This is a genomic window from Antarctobacter sp. (assembly GCF_048262615.1).
In the GTDB taxonomy this organism is placed as follows: domain Bacteria; phylum Pseudomonadota; class Alphaproteobacteria; order Rhodobacterales; family Rhodobacteraceae; genus Antarctobacter.
Window position 1 is genome coordinate 107,570 of the sequence record NZ_JBLXFB010000007.1, and the last position, 20,669, is coordinate 128,238.

The 20,669-nt window shown below is 66.2% G+C and carries 16 protein-coding genes; 12 read left to right on the top strand and 4 right to left on the bottom strand.

The window, feature by feature from the left end; all coding sequences use genetic code 11:
• Positions 1 to 68: 68 nt before the first annotated feature.
• On the top strand, positions 69 to 632 hold the full coding sequence (locus ACN0S5_RS09915; RefSeq protein ID WP_417208021.1) for a hemerythrin domain-containing protein: 564 nt from the start codon (positions 69 to 71) through the stop codon (positions 630 to 632).
• Positions 633 to 907: 275 nt separating this feature from the next.
• Here the strand turns inward: ACN0S5_RS09915 and ACN0S5_RS09920 are convergent, their stop codons facing one another.
• Entirely contained in the window at positions 908 to 2,716 is a 1,809-nt protein-coding gene (locus tag ACN0S5_RS09920) for a trypsin-like peptidase domain-containing protein (protein ID WP_417208022.1), read from the bottom strand.
• Positions 2,717 to 2,888: 172 nt separating this feature from the next.
• On the opposite strand from ACN0S5_RS09920, the gene ACN0S5_RS09925 reads away from it, so the two are divergent.
• The 8 genes from ACN0S5_RS09925 (at position 2,889) to glmM (ending at position 13,783) form a co-directional block, all read left to right on the top strand.
• The gene (locus ACN0S5_RS09925; RefSeq protein WP_417208023.1) at positions 2,889 to 3,815 is read left to right on the top strand and encodes a glycine--tRNA ligase subunit alpha; all 927 of its coding nucleotides are present in this window, start codon (positions 2,889 to 2,891) and stop codon (positions 3,813 to 3,815) included.
• Complete coding sequence (locus ACN0S5_RS09930; RefSeq protein WP_417208024.1) at positions 3,812 to 4,348, top strand: DUF6446 family protein; 537 nt, start codon at positions 3,812 to 3,814, stop codon at positions 4,346 to 4,348. Before ACN0S5_RS09925 ends, ACN0S5_RS09930 begins: the two co-directional genes overlap by 4 nt.
• A complete protein-coding gene (glyS, locus tag ACN0S5_RS09935) occupies positions 4,349 to 6,571 on the top strand; it encodes a glycine--tRNA ligase subunit beta (RefSeq protein ID WP_417208025.1) in 2,223 nt (740 codons plus the stop codon).
• A 410-nt stretch (positions 6,572 to 6,981) separates the two neighbouring features.
• Positions 6,982 to 9,492 (top strand): putative PEP-binding protein, encoded by a 2,511-nt coding sequence (locus ACN0S5_RS09940; protein WP_417208135.1) that lies wholly within the window; start codon positions 6,982 to 6,984, stop codon positions 9,490 to 9,492.
• Positions 9,493 to 9,665: 173 nt separating this feature from the next.
• Positions 9,666 to 10,355, top strand: coding sequence for a cell wall hydrolase (locus tag ACN0S5_RS09945; RefSeq protein WP_417208026.1), 690 nt, complete (start codon positions 9,666 to 9,668; stop codon positions 10,353 to 10,355).
• Positions 10,356 to 10,451: 96 nt separating this feature from the next.
• Entirely contained in the window at positions 10,452 to 11,390 is a 939-nt protein-coding gene (locus tag ACN0S5_RS09950; RefSeq protein WP_417208027.1) for a dihydroneopterin aldolase, read from the top strand.
• A 39-nt stretch (positions 11,391 to 11,429) separates the two neighbouring features.
• A complete protein-coding gene (gene folP, locus ACN0S5_RS09955; protein ID WP_417208028.1) occupies positions 11,430 to 12,443 on the top strand; it encodes a dihydropteroate synthase in 1,014 nt (337 codons plus the stop codon).
• Entirely contained in the window at positions 12,440 to 13,783 is a 1,344-nt protein-coding gene (gene glmM, locus ACN0S5_RS09960; RefSeq protein WP_417208029.1) for a phosphoglucosamine mutase, read from the top strand. The genes folP and glmM overlap by 4 nt, the downstream gene beginning before the upstream one ends.
• 69 nt (positions 13,784 to 13,852) lie before the next feature.
• On the opposite strand, the gene ACN0S5_RS09965 is transcribed toward glmM, so the two are convergent.
• The 3 genes from ACN0S5_RS09965 to proS form a co-directional block, all read right to left on the bottom strand.
• Entirely contained in the window at positions 13,853 to 14,392 is a 540-nt protein-coding gene (locus ACN0S5_RS09965; protein WP_417208030.1) for a DUF2937 family protein, read from the bottom strand.
• Between the two features lie 91 nt (positions 14,393 to 14,483).
• Positions 14,484 to 15,413, bottom strand: coding sequence for a serine hydrolase domain-containing protein (locus ACN0S5_RS09970; RefSeq protein ID WP_417208031.1), 930 nt, complete (start codon positions 15,411 to 15,413; stop codon positions 14,484 to 14,486).
• A 140-nt stretch (positions 15,414 to 15,553) separates the two neighbouring features.
• Positions 15,554 to 16,903, bottom strand: a complete 1,350-nt coding sequence (proS, locus tag ACN0S5_RS09975) for a proline--tRNA ligase (RefSeq protein WP_417208032.1) — start codon at positions 16,901 to 16,903, stop codon at positions 15,554 to 15,556.
• Between the two features lie 234 nt (positions 16,904 to 17,137).
• Between proS and ACN0S5_RS09980 the strand changes: the two genes are divergently transcribed.
• The 3 genes from ACN0S5_RS09980 to ACN0S5_RS09990 all read left to right on the top strand — a co-directional run bounded on the left by ACN0S5_RS09980 (position 17,138) and on the right by ACN0S5_RS09990 (position 20,668).
• Positions 17,138 to 18,664 (top strand): pentapeptide repeat-containing protein, encoded by a 1,527-nt coding sequence (locus tag ACN0S5_RS09980; RefSeq protein ID WP_417208033.1) that lies wholly within the window; start codon positions 17,138 to 17,140, stop codon positions 18,662 to 18,664.
• Between the two features lie 181 nt (positions 18,665 to 18,845).
• Positions 18,846 to 19,934: an AI-2E family transporter gene (locus ACN0S5_RS09985; RefSeq protein ID WP_417208034.1), complete on the top strand. Its 1,089-nt coding sequence runs from the start codon at positions 18,846 to 18,848 to the stop codon at positions 19,932 to 19,934.
• Positions 19,931 to 20,668, top strand: coding sequence for an HdaA/DnaA family protein (locus ACN0S5_RS09990; RefSeq protein WP_417208035.1), 738 nt, complete (start codon positions 19,931 to 19,933; stop codon positions 20,666 to 20,668). Before ACN0S5_RS09985 ends, ACN0S5_RS09990 begins: the two co-directional genes overlap by 4 nt.
• Position 20,669: the final 1 nt, after the last annotated feature.

The following is a 20,669-nucleotide window of genomic DNA, read 5'->3' on the forward strand; positions in this document are numbered from 1 at the left end:
CGCCCCCGCGCCCTTGCTGTGCGGGCCTGCGGACTGTTATAGCATAACACCTCCCCCATCTTTTCCGCATGACTTACGACATTGAAACCCGCAGCGGTCTGCCCGAAGACATGCAGCTGCTGCTGCGGACCTTGCCACGCGATGGCTGGCACAGGCATCCGCATCTCGCCGACAGCACCCGCAACTGGATGCGCGCCCATCAGGGGTTCCGCCAGTTGGGACAGATCGTGTTGGAAGACACCGAATCCTTTCTGGACGGCCAGACCGAGGATCAGGCCTACGCCGGGCGGCTGGCGCATTTCGGCAACCTGCTGGTGCGCAACCTGCACGGCCATCACACGTGGGAAGACCGCAAGTTCTTTCCCGAACTCGAAGGCGCCGACCCGCGCTTTGCCGATGGGCTGGAGATGCTGGAAAGCGATCACGTGGCGCTGGACGATCTGCTGGACCGGTTCACGCGGGCCGCCAACCGGACCGTGCAACTGGCCACACTGGACCCGCGCCAGATGGGCGAAGAGGCCCGCCCCGTGCGCGACATGGCCGAAACGCTGGGCGGTTTCCTGAACCGGCACCTCACCGACGAAGAGGATCTGGTGGTGCCGATCCTGCTGCACCACCGCCTGCGCGAGTAAGGCACCGTGCGCCGCCGCAGGGTGCTGTTAACCCTGCTGCGGCAAAACCCGTGGCGGTCGACCATGAAACCGGATCAGCACCCCACCCTCTCGGGGTCCGTTCGATCTGCGCAGTATGGGGCGTCAGACGCCCCCAAGGGCCGGGATTGGCACCCCGGCGCAGGTGATCCGTTTCCGGCGGCCGCCGGCCTTACATGGCCCCAATGGGCAAGGCACAAAAAAACCGCCCCGGTCGATCTGACCGGGGCGGCGTTTCGGCTGCGTAGAGCCCATGTTTACCAGCAGCTTACCAGCACCGTCATCTCGGCGGCCTGCGCCGTCAGGTCTTCGGGTGCCAGCGGCTCCAGCCCGCCGCGCGCCACCGGCTGAATGCCGTTGTTGCGCAGGAAATCAAGGATACGCTCTCCCTTGGTGGCAAAGCTGACCTGCTCGGGCAGCACGCGACCGCCCGGCTGATCCTTGGGCAACAGCATGCCCAGTACCGTGCCGCCACTGTCAAAGACAGGCCCGCCCGCATCACCGGGCAGCGCCGACAGCGCCAGCCGCTTGACCCCGTCCTCACCGTTGAGCCCGCGCAGATCCTCAAGCGTGCCAAAGGTCAGCGTCGGCGCGGTCAGCACCCCGCCAAAGGAAAAGCCCGCCACCGCCACCTCGGACTGCAACCGCAACTCACCGGAGCGGAACTGCGCCACCCGGCGCGGGGCCAGCCGCTCCACCGGGCTGAGCACCGCAACGCCCAGCGCCGCATCCGTGGCCAGAACCCGCGCGTCATGCACCCCGTTCAGGGTGACACGCTCACATCCCGCCACCAGCGAGGCCGAGGTCAGGACCGTGCCGCGCGCCTCGATGAAAAAGCCGGTTGCGCTGGCCTTGGCGGTGCGCACCTTGAGGCCGGACACAAGGTCGATCGCCTGCCCGTCATCGCTGACCAGCGCGGGGTCCAACATGCCGTCGATCCGGCGATAGCTGTCCTGCATGATCTTGAGCACGCGGCTGCGGCGTTCCTCATCCCCGGCGGGCCAGATCAGGCCAAAGCCCTTGATCTCGCCGTTTTGCAGGCCGACCTCGAAATGGGCGACGATGCGGTTGTTCTCTCCGATGATGTTGAACCCGCGCCGGTCGCGTGCGCGCTCCCCCTCGACCGGGATAATCTCCAGCGTCTGCATGATCTCATACAGACCGGCAAGGCTGGTCTCATCGCCCGGCTGACTGACAAGGATCACCCGCGCGCCCAGATCCGTCTTGGGTTTGTAGATCGCAAAAGGCGACTCGTAGCGGTCCAGTTCGACCACGCCCAGCGGCAGTTGCATGGCGATACCGGCGCGCGCGTCCTCGACCATCTGGAGGTCCATGCCCTCCAGTACGGCATTGTACTGGCGTTGCAGTTCCGCCCGCTGCCCGGTGGTCAGCACGCCGGTCGGGTCGAAATTGTTCGCCTCCTGCCAGCGCGACATCGACGCACGGGTGCCGGGGCCAAAGGCACCGTCGATGCCACCATCGTAGAACCCGGCCCATTTGAGCGCGATCTGCAAGGCGTCGCGTTCGTCCCGCGTCAGTTGCGCCTCGGACTGCCGCGCCTGTTGCAGGGTCTCCTCTGGCACCGGCTGCGGTTCCGGGTCAGGCACGGGGGCCGGATCGGGCGTGGCCACAGGGGCCGTCACAACCGCCTCCGGGACAACCGGCGCGGGCGTCGGGTCCTGCGGCACCGGCACCACCGGCGCGCCATCGTTGCGCGCGCCCACCGGCCAGAACTGCTGCCCATAGGCTTCACGTGCCTCGATATAGCTGTCCACCGGGATGCGCCGCGCCTGCAACAGCTCTGTCAGCTTGGCCTGCGCCTGTGGCCGCGTGTAGGGGCCAAGCGCCACACCGTACCATCCGCCGCCCAGCGAAAAGCCGTTCACATCGTCCACCCGATCGGCATACTCACGCACGCTGATCTGAGCGCTGGCCAACGAAGTGCGCGCCTCAACCTGAATGTAGACGATACCACCCGCCGCCTGTGACGCCGGATCATCCTGAGCCATAGCCCCCGCCGCACTCAGAACCAGCACGAAGAGAACCGAAAAAAGTCTTTGTATCATGGGTGTTATGGACCCCTTGGGTTTACAATCTCAACCTTATCCACCGACCGAGTCTTATCAGAAGACCCGGCACATGCACGCAAAAAGGGCGTGAGGCGCGGCCCTCGTATCAGATTGACCCTGTCGGCGCACCGGCCTAATCAGACGCCAGCCGAGAAAAGGGAGCGCTGACATGGCCGAAAGCCTGCAAAAGCCACGCAGTTTTCAGGAAATCATCCTGCGCCTTCAGACCTATTGGGCGGCCAAGGGCTGTGCGATCCTGCAACCCTACGACATGGAGGTCGGCGCCGGCACCTTTCACCCGGCCACCACCCTGCGCGCGCTGGGGTCGAAACCCTGGGCCGCCGCCTATGTGCAGCCGTCGCGCCGTCCCACCGATGGCCGCTACGGCGAGAATCCCAACCGGCTGCAACATTACTACCAGTATCAGGTGCTGATCAAACCCTCGCCGCCCGACCTTCAGGATCTCTACCTCGGCTCGCTGCGGGCCATCGGCATCGACATGGCCCTGCACGACGTGCGCTTTGTCGAGGACGACTGGGAAAGCCCGACGCTGGGGGCCTGGGGTCTGGGCTGGGAGGTCTGGTGCGACGGTATGGAAGTGTCGCAGTTCACCTATTTCCAGCAGGTCGGCGGGCACGATTGCACGCCGGTGTCCGGCGAACTGACCTACGGGTTGGAGCGTCTGGCGATGTACGTGCTGGGTGTCGATCACGTCATGGACATGCCGTTCAACGACCCGCAATCGCCCATCGCGCTGAAATACGGCGACGTTTTCCGCCAGACGGAAGAGGAATACTCGCGCTGGAACTTCGACGTGGCCGACACGGCTGTTCTGCTGCGCCACTTTGAAGAGGCAGAGGCCGAATGCGCCCGCATTCTGGACGCCCCCCGCGACGATCCCAAGACCGGCAAGCGCATCGTCATGGCGCATCCCGCCTATGACCAGTGCATCAAGGCCAGCCATGTCTTCAACCTGCTGGACGCGCGCGGCGTGATCTCTGTCACCGAACGACAGGCCTATATCGGACGCGTGCGGGCGCTGGCCAAGATGTGCGCCGACGCCTTTGTCATGACCGAAGCCGGGGGTGCCGCGTGACCGCTGGCAAACTCATGGTGGGACTGATCGTGCTCTGCGGCCTGATCGCAGGGGTGTCGATGTACTACCTTCAGGTCTATCACTTCTACAAAGAGATCCCCGCCACCGGCCCCCGTGACGTGATGGTGACAACACTGGACGGCGACCGCACCCCCCTGCCCCACGGGGATTTCCGCGCCATCGACGCCAACAGCTCACCCATCCGCTACCGCGCCTGTTTCACCACCGACATCGCCCCGGCAGAGGCCGGGACAACCTTTGAACCCTATGACAAAGCTGATCCCAGAGTCGCCCCCGGCTGGTTCGACTGTTTCGACGCCGAGGCCATCGCCGACGGCATCGACGCGGGCACCACGCGCGTCTTTGTCGGCCAGCGCAACATCGACTACGGTATCGACCGCGTCGTCGCGATCACCGAAGGCGGCCAGGGATACGTCTGGCACGAGATCAACGACTGCGGCGACAAGGCCTATGACGGGACGCCCCTGGGCGATGACTGCCCGGACCGCGCCAGTTTCGAGAAGGACAAGTAAATGCCCGATCTGCTGATCGAACTCTTCTCCGAAGAGATCCCCGCCCGGATGCAGGCCAAGGCCGCCGAGGACCTCAAGAAGCTGATGACCGACGGTCTGGTCGAGGCCGGTCTGACCTATGCCGGGGCCGAGGCCTTTTCGACCCCGCGCCGTCTTGCGCTGACCGTACACGGGCTGACAGGGCAAAGCCCCACCCAGCGCGAGGAACGCCGCGGCCCCAAGGTGGGCGCACCGGACAAGGCGCTGGAGGGCTTTATGCGCGGCGCGGGTGTGACCCGCGACCAGCTTGAAGAACGGGCCGAGAAAAAGGGCAGCTTTTACTACGCCACCGTGGTGACACCGGGCCGCCCGGCGGCCGTGATTGTGGCCGAGGTGCTGGAAAAGACCGTGCGCACCTTCCCCTGGCCCAAATCGATGCGCTGGGGCGCGGGCAGCTTGCGCTGGGTGCGCCCGCTGCACCGCATTCTGTGCCTCCTGACCGATGAGGCGGGCGACCACCCGGTCGACCTGACCATCGACGGGATCACGGCGGGCCAGACCACCGAAGGCCACCGCTTCATGGGCGACGGCGCCTTTGACGTGACCAGCTTTGAGGATTACGAGACCCGGCTGAAACGCTCCAAGGTTGTCCTCTCGGCAGCGGCCCGCGCCGATGCGATCTGGCACGACGCCACCAACATGGCCTTTGCGCAGGGGCTGGAGGTGGTCGAAGACCCCGGCCTGCTGCAAGAGGTCGCCGGGCTGGTCGAATGGCCGGTGGTCCTGATGGGCGACATTGGCCCGCAATTCCTCGACCTGCCGCCAGAGGTGCTGCAAACCTCGATGAAGGAACACCAAAAGTTCTTTTCGGTGAAAAACCCCGCCTCGGGCCGGATCGAGAAATTCATCACCGTCGCCAATATCGAAACGTCGGACAATGGCGCGACCATCCTTGCGGGCAACCAGAAGGTGCTGGCCGCCCGGCTGTCGGATGCCAAGTTCTTTTGGGAAAACGATCTGCGCGTCGCCAAGGACGAGGGCCTGAGCGCCTGGACCGAGCGGCTGGGCAACGTCACCTTCCACAACAAGCTGGGCAGCCAGCGCGACCGCATCGCCCGCATTGCGGCGCTGGCGCGGGACATCGCGCCGATGGTCGGTGCCGACGCCGGTCTTGCCGCGCAGGCGGCGGATGTGGCCAAGGCCGACCTCAGCTCGGAAATGGTCTATGAATTCCCCGAGTTGCAGGGCCTGATGGGCCGCTACTACGCGCAGGCCGCCGGGCTGCCGCCTGAGGTCGCCGCCGCCTGCGAGCAGCATTACGCCCCCCTCGGCCCCTCCGACACCGTGCCCACCGCGCCCGTCTCTGTCACCGTGGCGCTGGCGGACAAGCTGGACACGCTGACCGGCTTCTGGGCCATCGACGAAAAACCCACCGGCTCCAAAGACCCCTACGCCCTGCGCCGCGCCGCGCTGGGGGTGATCCGGCTGGTGCTGGAGAACAACCTGCGCCTGCACCTTGACAAGCTGAACGACGCGCAGATCCTGCGCCACCAGATCGACACCAACGGCGACAAGGCCGAGGCCGGATTGCGCGATGACCTGCTGGGCGAGATCGCGCGGCACGGCGTCTTCGGCTCGGCGGTGCGCGACCTGCTGGCGCGCATGTCCGATCGCCCCGTCTGGCTCGACAAGGTCGAACAGCACAAACCCGACCTCAGCGACGACCTGCTCTCCTTCATCCACGACCGGCTGAAGGTGCACCTGCGCTCTGAGGGCATCCGCCATGACGTGATCGACGCCTGCCTTGCCATGCAAGGCCGCGACGACCTTGCGCTGGTGGTCAAACGCGCGCAGGCGCTGTCCGCCTTCCTGGGCACCGAGGACGGCGGCAACCTGCTGCAAGGCTTCAAACGCGCCAACAACATCCTGACCCAGGCCGAGGACAAGGACGGCGTCGAATACAGCTTTGGCGCGGATGTGAAATTCGCCGAAACCGAGGAAGAGCGCGCCTTGTTCACCGCCTTGCAGGCGGCAGAGGCCCGCATCGCCCCGGCGATGGCACAAGAAGACTTCGAGACCGCGATGGCCGCCATGGCCGACCTGCGCGCCCCGATCGACGCCTTCTTCGAGGCGGTGCAGGTCAACGCCGACAACCAGATCGTCCGCCGCAACCGCCTGAACATGCTGGCCAGCATCCGCAAGACCTGCCTGCAAGTCGCCGACCTGACAAAAATCGAAGGCTGACGGCCCAAAGACAAAGATGCGGCCAACCTCCGGGGTCCTGACCGACCTCGGGCTTCTTCTTTGTCCAAATACCCCCTTCCAGCCTCACCTCCCCACCCGGTCGGAATGCCCCACCTGCCCCCCCCCTCTCGCGAGCGCAGGGGCGCGGGGTGGGCGGGTGGGAGCACCCCTGCGCCCCGCGCCGGAGGCGCGCCACTTTACCGGGCCGCAGGCGCGCCCTCTTACCGGGCCGCAGGCGCGCCACTTTACCGGGCCGCAGGCGCGCCATAACCCGCGCCACTCCCCGCGCCTTTTTCCTGTCTTGCCAAGCCGCCCGCAGCGCCTATGCTGCACCTCACTCCGGAGGTGCTGCATTGCAGAAACCCGATCACCAGAACCCGAACATCACGGTCATCACGCCCGATGCACCGATGTCGACGCCCACCCACGGCGGGCGCGCGAAATGCCTTCAGCGGCTTGTGCGGCTGGACCTGCCGGTGCCGCGCACCGTGGCGCTGTCCTTCGACGCCGTCCACCGCATCGCCGCGGGCCGGTTTCCCGATATGCCCGCGCTGGTCGATGCTTTCGAACCCGATGCGCTGCTGTGCGTGCGCCCCTCCTCCGAAGACCCCGACTGGGGCGGTCCCGGCGCGATCCTGAACATCGGCATGAACGACGCGCGCTTTGTCGAGCTGGCGGACAAGATCGGCCAAGAGGCCGCCGCCGGGCTTTATCTGCGCTTTGTGCAGGCCTATGCGATCCACGTGGCCCGCCTTGACCCCGACCATTTCGACGAGATCGAGGACAATGGCGCGGTCGGCCTGTCCGCCGCGCTGCGCGCCTATGAAGAAGAGGCAGAGGAACCCTTTCCGCAAGACCCCGCCCGCCAGCTGCGCGAGGTTCTGCGCAGCATGGCCCGCGCGTGGGAGGGCACCTCTGCCCGGCTCCTGCGACAGGCCAAGGGCGCGCCGGTCGACGCGGGTCTGGGCCTTGTGGTGCAGGAAATGGCGCTGGGGCTGGGCCACGGCGAATGCGGCTCGGGCGTGCTGCAACTGGTCAACTCCGAGACCGGCCAGCGCCTGATCACCGGGCGGTACCTCAGCCAGAGTCAGGGCCGCGAGGCGTTGCAGGGCGGTAACGCCAGCCTGTACCTCACCCGTGACCCGCGTGGCCCCTCACTGGAGGAACTCGCGCCGCAGGCCTTTGCCGCGCTCACCCGGCACGCCGACCTGATGCGCCGCCGCCTGCGCGCCGAGATGCAGATCGAATTCACCATCCAGAACGGCCAGTTGCACATCCTCGACGGGGTGCGGGTCAAGGCCTCGTCGCGGGCCGCCCTCGCCATCGCGGTGCGCCTCGCCGAAGAGGGCATCATCACACAAGAGGACGCGGTTCTGCGGATCGAGCCGCGCGCGGTCAGCGAGTTGTTGCACCGACAGGTCGCGCCAGAGGCCACGCGCGAGGTGATCGGCAGAGGCGTCGCCGCCTCGCCCGGCGCGGCCACCGGCAAGATCGTGTTTTCCTCGTCCGAGGCGCAGGCCAGCGCCGCGCGCAACGAGCCCTGCATTCTGGTGCGCCGCGAAACCTCGCCCGAGGATGTGCGCGGCATGCACGCAGCGGTTGGCGTGCTGACCGAACGCGGCGGCATGACCAGCCATGCCGCCGTCATCGGGCGCGGGCTGGGCCTGCCCTGCGTCGTCGGCGCGGCGCGGCTGCATTTCAATCCGCAGCGCAAGACCTTTCAGGGCGAAGACGGACAAACCTACCGCGAAGGCGATGTGATCACGCTGGACGGCACCTCGGGCGAGGTGCTGCGCGGCAGCCCCGAGATGGTCGAGGCGGCGCTGGACGAGGCGTTCAACACGCTGATGAGCTGGGCCGACGACGCCCGCGACATCGGGGTCAGGGCCAATGCCGACACCCCCGCCGACGCCGCCACCGCGCGCAACTTTGCCGCGCAGGGGATCGGCCTGTGCCGGACCGAGCACATGTTCTTCGAGGCCGACCGCATCACCCCCATGCGCGAGATGATCTTTGCCGACACAGTCGAGGACCGGCAGGCGGCCCTTGCCCTGCTTCTTCCCATGCAACGCAATGACTTTACAGAGCTTTTCCGCATCATGGAGGGCCTGCCGGTCTGCATCCGGCTGTTCGATCCGCCGCTGCACGAGTTCCTGCCCACCGACCGCGCCGGCCTGCGCGATCTGGCCGAGGCGCTGAACCTGCCGGTCTCGGACGTGACCCGCCGGGTCGAGGCGATGGGCGAATACAACCCGATGCTGGGCCTGCGCGGCGTGCGGTTGGGCATCACCGTGCCGGAAATCTACGACATGCAGGCGCGCGCCATCTTCGAGGCGACGCTGGACGCCAGCCGCGAGGGCGCGCCGGTGGTGCCGGAAATCATGCTGCCGCTGGTCTCCGCCAAGCGCGAGGTCGAACTGGCCCGCACAAGGATCGAGGCGGTCGCGGCGGCGGTCCACACCGAACGCGGGCGCGATTTCACCTATCGGCTGGGGGTGATGGTCGAGACCCCGCGCGCCTGCCTGCGCGCCGATGAAATCGCCCCCTATACGCACTTTCTGTCCTTCGGCACCAACGACCTGACGCAGATGACATACGGGCTGTCGCGCGACGACGCGGGGCGTTTCATGTCCGACTACGTGCAACAGGGCGTGTTCAACGAAGACCCGTTTCATGTGCTGGATGTGGATGGCGTGGGCGAGTTGATCGCCACCGGCGTGCATCGCGGGCGGTCGACAAATCAGACCGTCACCCTGTCGATCTGTGGCGAACACGGCGGCAACCCCGAATCGATTGCCTTTTGCCGTGCGGCAGGCATGGATTACGTCAGCTGTTCGCCGTTCCGGGTGCCGGTCGCCAGACTGGCCGCGGCCCATCTTGCGCTACAGGACCGGGGCCTGACCGCGGGCGGAAAACTCTAGAAAATAAAGGCCGACCAGCGCGCTCTGCGCCGCGTCGGGGCGGTCGCCCATCCGCCTTCCGCGCCCGCGACATGCCGTTATCTTTACCGATTTGCGATTTTTCTATATGCAGTTTTCCGTTGTGTGACGTGAGGCACCACACGACGCATGTTCGATTGGGGGATTTTTTCGACATGAACGCTTTGACATCTGCCCTTCGACGGGGCCTGTTTCTTGCGGCCTTCACTCTGGTTGCAGTTCCTTTGACATCTGTGTCCGGCCCCGCCGCCGCAGACCCTTCGCGCAGCGCACAGACGCTGCTGACGCTTGAAAGCCGCGCATTGGCGCGGGTCGGAAATGGCCACCTCAAGGGGCTTGTGACGCCGGTCGCCCCGATCCCGGCCGCCGCCGGCACGGTCACCGGAAAGAGCGTCGCCAAATATGACGAATCCTGGATCGCCAAACAGCCCAAGGCCAAAGGCGGAGCCCAGTGGCGCTGCCTTGCGGAGGCGCTGTATTTCGAGGCCCGCGGCGAAACGGTCGAGGGGCTGTTTGCCGTCTCCGAGGTGATCATCAACCGGGTCGCGTCCAAACGCTTTCCCAGTTCGATCTGCGGCGTCGTCAATCAGGGCACCGGGCGCAAGTTCGCCTGCCAGTTCACCTATACCTGCGATGGCCGCCCCGAAAACATCGACGATCCGCGGTCATGGGATCGCGTCGGCAAGGTGGCCCGCGCGGCGCTGGACGGCAAGAGCAACGGCCTGACCAAGGGCGCCACGCATTACCATGCCACGTGGGTCTCTCCCGACTGGGCGCGAAAATACACCAAGACCTACGCCCACGGCGTGCATATCTTTTATCGCCACACCTGGCGCGGCCAGTAATCCGTCGCCAACAGGGTAAAAAGGGGCGCGCGCGGCTGGCTGTTGCGCGCCCTTTTTCGTAGTTTGCGCCGCGACGCATTCCGAAAAGGGGCCGCCATGCCCAGTGACATCCGCCTAGCCTTTGCCCACCCGTCCGAGCGCAGCATCGCCACCGCCGGCGACACCCCGCATGACCGCATCTCTGTGCGCGACCATATCGTCGAGGTCGAGATCGGTGCCTTTCAGGCCGAGCGCGGCACCACCCAGCGGGTGCGGTTCAATGTGGTGGTCGAGGTGATCCCGTTCACCGGCGTGCTGGATGACGACGTCGACCGCATCCTGTCCTATGACCGGGTGACAGAGGCGATCGAATATGAACTGGCGGCGGAGCGGCTCAACCTGCTGGAAACGCTGGCCGAACATATCGCCGAACGGATCTTGCTGAAACCGCAGGCATTGCGCGCCTTTGTGCGTATCGAAAAGCTGGATCGCGGCCCCGGCGCGCTGGGGGTCGAGATCGTGCGCGCCCGGCGCGACGTGGCCGATCACCTGAACGCCGTGGCGCAGACGGTGGCGCAGGAACGTCCGCATCCGCGCGTTGTCTTTCTGTCGAACGCCGCCATCGCCGATCCGCGCCTGACCGGCTGGCTGGATGAGCTTGAGGCCCGCCGCGCGCCGCTGATCCTGTGCGTCGGACGGCCCGACCTGCCGGTGCCGCAGACCGTCCACAAGATGACCCAGCGGCGGATCGACCTGCTGGCCATCGAGCAGAACGGCTGGTGCCTCGCGGCCCGCGATCCGCGCGCCAAGGTGGTGGCCACAAGGACCGAACTGGACTGGGCCATGCGCCACGGCCAGATCTGTGTCTGGGCCCCGTCCAAGATCGTGCTGGATGCGACCGAAGGCCCCCGGTTTCAACCCCGCGACTCCGTCGCTCTGGCGGGCTGGTTCGCGGGGGAACTGGAGGCCTGCGAACTGCTGGTCATCGGCGAAGACCTGCCAGAGAATCCACCGGTCGCGGCGCGCGCCGTGCCAGAGGGTGCGCCGCTTTTCTAACCGCTTGCCAAGTCCGAACTTATCCGTCAGTCAGTCGATATGTGCGTTTATTTTCGTCCGATTGTCCGTTTTGACGGCCCCCGCCCCGCCGAGGCGCTTGACCTTGCGGGCGGGCCCGGCTGGTTTACCGAAGCCGTCCGCCTGCGCCGCGATGCCCCGCCGCAAGCCGTTCATGTCAACGACATACCCGAGGACTGGCGGGCGCGGCTGTCGCAGCCGCGTGCGCCCCTTGCGGGCCTTGTTTTTGACCGTCCGCGCGTCATGGGTATCCTCAATGTCACCCCGGACAGTTTCTCGGACGGGGGCACCCACCAGACCGCCTCAAAGGCCGTGCAGCGCGCGCATGAAATGGCTGCGGCGGGTGCCGATATCATCGACGTCGGCGGCGAAAGCACGCGCCCCGGTGCGCTGACCGTTCCGCATCAGGCCGAAATCGCCCGGATCGAGCCGGTGATCACCGCGCTCAGCCGCGAGGTCGCGACCCCGATCTCGATCGATACGCGCAAATCCTCGGTCGCGGATGCCGCCGTGCGCGCCGGGGCGGCGCTGGTGAATGACGTCTCGGGGTTCACATACGACCCGATGCTGGTGCGCTATTGCCGCGACCACGGTCTGCCGGTCTGCGTGATGCATGCGCGCGGCGACCCCGAAACCATGCAGAGCGATCCGCGCTATGACGACGTGCTGCTGGACGTCTACGATTTTCTGGCCGCGCAGGTCGCGATGCTGGAAGAAGCCGGGATTCCGCGCGCGCGGATCCTTGTCGATCCGGGCATCGGCTTTGGCAAGCGGATCGAACACAACCTGACGATCCTGCAAAACATCGCGCTGTATCACGGCATCGGCTGCGCGGTGCTGGTCGGTGCCTCGCGCAAACGGTTCATTGGCACCATCAGCCAGACCGAGGTGCCCGCAGAGCGCACCTTCGGCTCTGTCGCCGTGGCGCAGGCCGTGGCCGCGCAGGGTGTGCAGGTGGTCCGCGTGCACGATGTCTCGGAAACCGCGCAGGCGCTGGCCGTCTGGCGGGCCATTTCAAAGGGAGCCTTTCCATGAGCCGCAAGCTGTTCGGGACCGACGGTGTCCGTGGCACCGCCAACACCTTTCCCATGACCGCAGAGATGGCCTTGATGCTGGGGGCCGCCGTCGGGCGTTATTTCCGCAACGAACACTCTGGTGTGCACCGGGTGGTGATCGGCAAGGACACGCGGCTGTCGGGCTACATGTTCGAAAACGCGCTGACCGCCGGTCTGACCTCGACCGGCATGAACGCGCTGCTGCTGGGGCCGGTGCCGACGCCCGCCGTGGGTCTGCTGACCCCCTCGATGCGCGCCGATCTGGGGATCATGATCTCTGCCAGTCACAACCCCGCCGCCGACAACGGGATCAAGTTCTTTGGCCCCGATGGCTTCAAGCTGTCCGATGACGTCGAGGCCGAGATCGAGGCGCTGGTCGAAGAGGGGGTGCGCCCCGCGCAACCCGACAATATCGGCCGCGCGCGGCGGATCGACGATGGCCGCTTTCGCTATCAGGAGCGGGTCAAGAGCACCCTGCCGCCGGGTCTGCGGCTGGACGGGATCAAGGTGGTTGTGGATTGCGCCAACGGCGCGGCCTACAAGACCGCGCCAGAGGTCCTGTGGGAGTTGGGCGCCGATGTTGTGACCGTCGGAACAGAGCCGAACGGCCTGAACATCAACGACAACTGCGGCTCGACCAAACCGGCGGCAGCGGCCGAGGCGGTGCGCCGCCACGGCGCGGACGTGGGCCTGTGTCTGGACGGCGACGCCGACCGCATCCTGATGATCGACGAAAATGGCCGCGTGGCCGATGGCGATCAGTTCATGGCCTTGCTGGCGGCCCGCTGGGCCGACGAGGACCGGCTGAAGGGCGGCACGCTGGTGGCCACGGTGATGTCGAACCTCGGGCTGGAACGGTTTCTGGGGGATCGCGGTCTGCGGCTGGAACGGACCAAGGTCGGCGACCGCTACGTGGTCGAGGCGATGCGCGCGGGCGGCTGGAACCTTGGCGGAGAACAGTCGGGCCATATCGTCATGACCGACTACGCCACCACCGGCGACGGGCTGATGGCGGGCCTGCAATTCCTCGCCGAGATGGTGCGCACCGGCAGGAAGGCCTCGGACCTGGCGCAGAGTTTTGAGCGCGTGCCGCAACTGTTGAAAAACGTGCGCTACGGCGCGGGGCCGCTGCCGCTGGACGCGGATAACGTGAAAAAGGCGATCAGTGACGCCGAGGGGATGTTGACCGGCAAGGGCCGGTTGCTGATCCGCAAATCGGGGACAGAGCCGTTGATCCGCGTGATGGCGGAATGTGAGGACGAGGCGCTGCTGAGCCAGGTCGTCAACGGCATCGTCGCCGAGGTAGAGGCGGTCGCCTGAGGCACGCCCCCCTGCCCCTGTCCCGGACCTGATCCGGGACCGCTGACCGCTGACCGCCGCCGGGGGTGGTCAGGTCTCTGTCCGGTTGGGGCGTTGTGACCGCCCGCCAAGGGTGCCCCACATCATCCGCCACGACCGCCGCAGGATCGCAAGCCCCAGCGCCAGCACCGCCCAGCCGCCGAGAAATCCCACCCCGGCAAAGACCGCGCCTTCGAACGTGGCGGGCACGGCGGGTTTGTAGACCTCCAGCGCCCGCGCGGCGACCTCGCTGTCGGGCATCATGTCAAAGGCCAGCCTCGCCCGCATGAACGGCCCCGCGCCTTCCAGCGTCTCCAGCGCGGATGACAGGCGCTGATGGCGCGCGATGTCGCTGGCCATGTTCCCGGCCTGCGTCTGCGCCATCTCGCCCTCCTCCGCCAAGGCAACAAGGTAGGCGTCCAGCGGCATCCCCGCCTCTGCGGCATTCTCTTCGTAGCGGGTCACTTGCCGTTGCAGTTCGTCCACCGCCCCGCCAAGGCGCTGCATGTATTGCTGCGAGAACTCGGGGAACTGCGACAGGCCGACAGCGCCGGTCAGCCCGCCCACAAGCGTCAATAGCCGCAAGATCATCTGCCTGTCTCCCGTCGCTTCTGTGGCGATCTCTGGCCGCATGGTGCCAGAACAGGGCCGTTCAGACGAGGGAAAATCCGGTCGCGGCGTTTCAGTCGGCGAAAACCGCCCGCGCAAGGGACCGGTCCAGCGCCATCATCGCATCGCCGTCGACGCAGGCCCCATAGGCCGCGACAATCGTGTAGCGCCCCGCCCAGTTGACCGCAAACGTCCCCAGCCCCGCGTCCTCGAAACACAGCGCGCCGAAATGCCAGTGGTTTGCCTGCCCCCTGCCAGAGCGAAACACCATGCCCAACCCGTAGGACACGCCATCGCCCATATCCGCGTGGGGCGAGGCCAACGGGTCCGCGCCTGCATAGGCGCTGTTCATGAAGTGGGCGTAGTCGCGCACCGACATCTGCCAGCCGCCCCATGGGCCAAAGCCGCCATAGTCGGGCGACAGGTCCGCCGTGGTGATCCCCAGCGGGTCCAGCACGCGGGCGCGGCAGGCGGCCTCGTACCAGTCACCGGCAACCTCTTCGATTATCAGACCAAGGACCGCGTAATTTTCGTTGTTGTAGCGGAAGGTGCCGCGCGTGCCCTCCTGACGGGGACGATCCAGCACATTGGCCGTGACCTCTTGCCAGCGCCGGGTGGTGTCACCGCGCCAGTCCGCCATCGGCCCTTGGGTGCTGTCCGGCCAGTACCCCGAGGTATGGGTGACAAGCTCTGCCAGCGTGACCGGCCCGCCCCCTTCGATCCAGTCCCCGACGGTATCGTCCCAGTGCATCTTGCCCGCGTCCACCAGCGCGGCGGCGCAACGGGCGGTGATCGCCTTGGAGTTGCTGGCCAGCGGCAGCGGGACATCGACGGAGGCGGCGCTTTCGCGTGCCAGCAGTTCGGTCCCGGCAAGGGTAAAGACCAGCGCGCCCGGCGGGTTGCCCTCTGCCGCCAGCCAGCGGTCCCATTCCAGCGCGACACGTTCGGATTGCGCGACCAGCGGCGTGGCCCAAAGCAGCGCCAGACAAATCACCCTCAGCATGGCGCGCCCTCCGGAGTGTCGACAAGCACACCAAAGCGCCCGACGGTTTCGGCGGGCGCTTGGCTGGCAAGCAGCACAAGGGCAGTCAGCAAGGCAAGGCGCATGGGTCGTCTCCGGTCAGGGGCGTATCGCCCCCCGGATCATGCCCCCGGCAGCACCTTGTTGTAAATCGCCGCGATCCGCTCAACGGCCTGTTCCGGCGGCAGCTCTTCGCTTTCCCCCGTGCGGCGCGAGGTCAGCTCGACCACGCCGTTTTTCAGACCGCGCGGGCCAACGGTGATCCGCCACGGCAGACCGATCAGGTCCATCGTCGCGAACTTGCCCCCTGCCCGTTCGTTGCGGTCATCATAGAGCGGCTCCAGCCCCAGCGCGGTCAGCGATTTGTACAGCGCCTCACAGGCGGCGTCGGCCTCTGCGTCGCCCTGTTTCAGGTTGACGATCCCGGCGTGGAAAGGCGTCACGCCCTCGGGCCAGATGATGCCCTTGTCGTCGTGGCTGGCCTCGATGATCGCGCCCAGCAGGCGCGACACGCCGATGCCGTGGCTGCCCATGTGGACCGGCACCTTGTTGCCGTCGCTGTCCTGTACGGTGGCGCCCATCGGTTCGGAATACTTGGTGCCGAAGTAGAAGATCTGGCCAACCTCGATGCCGCGCGCGGTGCGGCGGCGTTCTTCGGGGATCTGGTTGAACAGCGCCTCGTCGTGGGTCTCATCGGTGCGGGCATAGCGCGAGGTGAATTCCTCCAGCACGGCCTGACAGGCGGCGCGGCTGTCGTAATCGATCTCGCGGTCGCCGAATTTCAGGTCGGTGATCTCGCTGTCGTAGAACACCTCCGACTCGCCCGTTTCCGCCAGCACGAGGAATTCATGCGTGTCGTCGCCGCCGATGGGGCCAGAGTCGGCGCGCATCGGGATCGCCTGCAGGCCCATGCGTTCATAGGTGCGCAGATAGCTGACGAGATGCCGGTTGTAGGCGTGCAGCGCGTCCTCTTTGGTGAGGTCAAAGTTGTAGCCGTCCTTCATCAGGAACTCACGCCCGCGCATCACGCCAAAGCGCGGGCGGATCTCGTCGCGGAACTTCCACTGGATGTGATAGAGGGTCAGCGGCAGGTCCTTGTAGCTGCCCACATGGCTGCGGAAGATATCGGTGATCAGCTCTTCGTTGGTGGGACCGTACAGCATGTCGCGGCCATGGCGGTCGGAGATCCGCAGCATCTCTTCGCCGTAGTCGTCATAGCGGCCGGATTCGCGCCAGAGATCGGCCGATTGCAGCGTCGGCATGAGCAGCGGGATATGGCCCACGCGCTGCTGTTCCTGATGGACGATCTCCTCGATCTTGCGCAGCACCTTGTAGCCAAGCGGCAGCCAGGAATAGATCCCGGCGCTGGCCTGTTTGATCATGCCCGCGCGGAGCATGTAGCGGTGGCTGACGATCTGCGCCTCGGAGGGCGTTTCCTTGAGAACGGGCAGGAAATAGCGGGACAGGCGCATGGTGTGACCTCTGGGCAAGCGGTTTTGATCCTCCTAGCGGGTTGGTGGGGGGCAAGCAAGCGGCGGCGGGGGCGGCACAGGGGTGTCCACGCGTGGACAGAGTTGCGGCTATGGAAAATCAAGGGGTTACAGAGACGGTTTTACGTTGTCTTAAGACTTGAGAGGAATTTGCCCCCTTCCCGGAGGGGGTAAGTTGGGCCAGAGTGATGCGCATTGGCATCGGGGATTTTGGACATGGACAGCGAGAACGTGACCTCATTGGGCGAGAATCTGATGCAGGCGGTCGCGTTCTTTTCCATGCCTCTGGCGCAGACTGTTTCGATCGCCGTCCTTGCCGCCGCGCTGGCTGCGTTTCTGTTCATTGGGTTCCGGGAAGAGGCCCAGACAGCTAGAAACGAGGAACCCGCGACGCTGACGGGACTGCGCGTGCTGGCGGTGCTTCTCGCGCCCATCTGGCTGCTGATTGTCGGGTATATCCTGCGGTCCTTAGGCGCGCTGGCGATGGATTTCGATGCCACACTTTACAACACCAAAGATGGCACGGAACTGCGCTGGCATGTGCTTGGGTTCGTCGGCCTGATCACCGCCTTGGGCGCGCTTGTCTCTGCCCCTCTGGCGCTGATCCGGGTCTGGACGACGGAGCGCCAGACGCGGACTTCGGAACAGGGCCATATGACCGACCGGATCAGCAAAGCGGTGGAGCAGCTTGGCGCGGAAAAGACGGTTAAGGATGCGGAGGGCGAGCGCACCGTCCCCAATATCGAGGTGCGGATCGGTGGACTGTTGTCGCTGGAGCGGATCGCGCAGGACAGCACCCGATATGACAAGGGGCGGGACCATGTGCGGGTGATGGAGATCCTCTGCGCCTATGTACGGGAGAATGCGCCAGCCTCGGAGGCGGTGGATTTCCCGCTGCCGGATTGGGAGCCGTTGAAGGACGATGCGAGCGAGGAGGAGCGCGAGTCGCATCTGGCGTGGCGGAAAGCGAGATTCAAAGAACGATATAACTCTAACGCGCGGGAATGGGCGCAATCGCTGGACGGCCCACGCGCGGATATTTCAATGGCGGTGCGGATCATCGGGCGGCGGGACGCGGATCAACTGCGGGTCGAGGCGCGATGGGTGCCGGAGACCGCAGAAAAGGCGGATTGGGTTTTTGCCGAAGCGTGTCCGGACCTGCCGGACCCGCCTTCTGGCAAACGGCATCCCGAGGGAGCGATTGAAGACTTCAAGGCAAAGTTGGAGGCTTGGAAAGAGACGCTTTCCAGCTATCGCGGCTATCGCCCCGACCTGCGCAATACCAACCTGCAAAAGGCGGACCTAAGCAAGCTGACCCTGTCCGGCGCAAATCTGACCAGCGCGCGGATGGAGGGGGCGGACCTCAGGGACGCGCGGATGGAGGGGGCGGTCCTCGGGCGGGCGCGGATGGAGGGGGCGGACCTCAGGGAGGCGCGGATGGAGGGGGCGGACCTCGGGCAGGCGCGGATGGATGCGACAACCGATCTGACGGCGGCGGTTATCTCATCCGCCGCCGTCAGATCGGTTGATTATAGCAATGTGGCGCTGTCGCAAGAGCAGGTAAATTCACTGTTCGGGGATGCGAGCGTGAGTTTGCCCGAGGGCCGGGAGAGGCCAGAGAAATGGCCGAGGTGGGCGTTGCCCTCGCGGGGCGAGCACAGTTTCAACCCCGAATGGCGCAAATGGCAGGATGATCCCGAGGGGTATGAACCTCCCCCTCCACCGGAGGAGACGGCGGGGTGAACCCCGCCCTACGGTGTGGTTTGTGGTGGGGTGTGCGGGCTGAAGGGCCGCGTGGCTTGGTTGGGGGCGCGGCAGGGCCAGTTCTCCACATGATCCTCCCCAGATTTCATGCGCCTTTCCCGCGCATTCCCTTGAATCCGGACGGGTTGCGGGCGATGTAGGGCGATACGAAAGGATATTCATGGCTCTGCCCGTTCAGGATCAGATGAAGTACTGGGGGCTCGCGGCGGCGGGTTTTGCCGTTGTGCTGTGGTTTCTGGGCGATGTCCTGCTGCCCTTTGTGCTGGGCGGCGCCATCGCCTATTGCCTTGACCCCGTCGCCGACTGGCTGGAGCGGGTCGGGCTGACGCGGGGGGCCGCGACGGCGGTGATCACGGTCGCCATGCTGCTGGTCTTTGTCATCATGACGCTGGCGGTGATCCCGCTGCTGATCCAGCAGGCGGTGTCCTTGTTCGAATTCGCGCCGCAACTGTTCCGCGATTTGCAGGCCTCTCTTGCCGAACGCTTTCCCAACATGCTGGACGAGGGCAGCGTCGTGCGCTCGACCCTGCTGGATCTGGGCGAGAGCATCAAGCAGACCGGCGGGCAGTTGATCCAGACGGTGCTGACCTCTGTCGGCACGCTGCTGAACTTTGTCGCGCTGTTCCTGATCACGCCGGTCGTCGCGGTTTACCTGCTGATGGACTGGGACCGCATGGTGGCGCGGGTCGACGAACTGGTGCCGCTGGACCATCGCGAGGTGATCCGCCATCTGGCCAAGGAAATCGACCGCGTGCTGGCCGGGTTCATCCGCGGCATGGGATCGGTCTGCCTGATCCTTGGCACCTATTACGCGGTGGCGCTGTGGCTGGTCGGCCTGCAATTTGGTCTGGTGGTGGGCGTGATCGCGGGCCTGCTGACCTTTATCCCCTATGTCGGGGCCATCGTGGGCGGCGTGCTGGCGGTGGGGCTGGCGCTGTTCCAGTTCTGGGGCGAATGGTGGTGGATCGTGGCGGTCTACGCCATCTTCCAGTCGGGCCAGTTCATCGAGGGCAATATCCTGACGCCGAACCTTGTGGGCAATTCGATCGGGCTGCACCCGGTCTGGCTGTTGCTGGCGTTGTCGGTGTTCGGATCGCTGTTCGGTTTTGTCGGGCTGCTGGTGGCGGTGCCGCTGGCGGCGGCGCTGGGGGTGATCGCGCGGTTCCTTGCCCGGCAATACCGGGGCTCGCGGCTGTTTCGCGGGCTGGCCGGGGGCGAGCCCGGTTTTTTCGAGAGCGACGGCGAATGATCAGGGACACCGGGCAACTGCCCCTGCCCCTGCCGACGCGGACCGCGTTGGGGTGGCAGGATTTCTTTGTCAGCCCGTCGAACGCGCTGGCGGTGGCGCAGGTCGAGAACTGGCGCAACTGGCCGACGCGAAAGCTGATCCTTGCGGGGCCGAGGGGGGCGGGCAAGACCCATCTGGCGCATATCTGGGCGCAGATGGCGGACGCGCGGATCGTCGATGCGGATGCGCTGCGCGGGGCGGATATTCCGGCGCTGGCCGAGGGGCCGGTCTGTGTCGAGAACGTGGAAAAGATCGCCGGTCTGCGGGCGGACGAAGAGGCGCTGTTCCACCTGCACAATCTGGTGCTGGCCGGGGGCGGCGCGCTGATGCTCACCGCGACGCGCCCGCCCGCGCTGTGGAACCTGTCGCTGCCCGATCTGGCCAGCCGGATGATGGGCGCGCAACTGGCCCATATCAGCGAACCCGACGACACGCTGCTGGCGGCGCTGCTGGCCAAGCTGTTCGCCGACCGCCAGATCGTGCCCGCACCCGAGGTGATTGCCTATCTGGTGCGCCACATGCCGCGCAGCTATGCTACGGCAGCGCGGATCGTGGCGGCGCTGGACGCGGCGGCGCTGGCGCATCAGCGCCGCGTCTCGCGCCCGATGGCGGCGCGGATTCTGGCGCAGGTGGTGCCGCCGGGGGCCGAGGAACAGGGGACCTCGCGCAATGATCCCGGCGGCGCGCCGCGCTGAC

Excerpts from the sequence above, each read along its gene's own strand:
- ACN0S5_RS09915 (WP_417208021.1), top strand. The coding sequence starts at position 69 with ATGACTTACGACATTGAAACCCGCAGCGGTCTGCCCGAAGACATGCAG.
- ACN0S5_RS09920 (WP_417208022.1), bottom strand. The coding sequence starts at position 2,716 with ATGATACAAAGACTTTTTTCGGTTCTCTTCGTGCTGGTTCTGAGTGCG.
- ACN0S5_RS09925 (WP_417208023.1), top strand. The coding sequence starts at position 2,889 with ATGGCCGAAAGCCTGCAAAAGCCACGCAGTTTTCAGGAAATCATCCTG.
- glyS (WP_417208025.1), top strand. The coding sequence starts at position 4,349 with ATGCCCGATCTGCTGATCGAACTCTTCTCCGAAGAGATCCCCGCCCGG.
- ACN0S5_RS09940 (WP_417208135.1), top strand. The coding sequence starts at position 6,982 with ATGTCGACGCCCACCCACGGCGGGCGCGCGAAATGCCTTCAGCGGCTT.
- ACN0S5_RS09945 (WP_417208026.1), top strand. The coding sequence starts at position 9,666 with ATGAACGCTTTGACATCTGCCCTTCGACGGGGCCTGTTTCTTGCGGCC.
- ACN0S5_RS09950 (WP_417208027.1), top strand. The coding sequence starts at position 10,452 with ATGCCCAGTGACATCCGCCTAGCCTTTGCCCACCCGTCCGAGCGCAGC.
- folP (WP_417208028.1), top strand. The coding sequence starts at position 11,430 with ATGTGCGTTTATTTTCGTCCGATTGTCCGTTTTGACGGCCCCCGCCCC.
- glmM (WP_417208029.1), top strand. The coding sequence starts at position 12,440 with ATGAGCCGCAAGCTGTTCGGGACCGACGGTGTCCGTGGCACCGCCAAC.
- ACN0S5_RS09965 (WP_417208030.1), bottom strand. The coding sequence starts at position 14,392 with ATGATCTTGCGGCTATTGACGCTTGTGGGCGGGCTGACCGGCGCTGTC.
- ACN0S5_RS09970 (WP_417208031.1), bottom strand. The coding sequence starts at position 15,413 with ATGCTGAGGGTGATTTGTCTGGCGCTGCTTTGGGCCACGCCGCTGGTC.
- proS (WP_417208032.1), bottom strand. The coding sequence starts at position 16,903 with ATGCGCCTGTCCCGCTATTTCCTGCCCGTTCTCAAGGAAACGCCCTCC.
- ACN0S5_RS09980 (WP_417208033.1), top strand. The coding sequence starts at position 17,138 with ATGGACAGCGAGAACGTGACCTCATTGGGCGAGAATCTGATGCAGGCG.
- ACN0S5_RS09985 (WP_417208034.1), top strand. The coding sequence starts at position 18,846 with ATGGCTCTGCCCGTTCAGGATCAGATGAAGTACTGGGGGCTCGCGGCG.
- ACN0S5_RS09990 (WP_417208035.1), top strand. The coding sequence starts at position 19,931 with ATGATCAGGGACACCGGGCAACTGCCCCTGCCCCTGCCGACGCGGACC.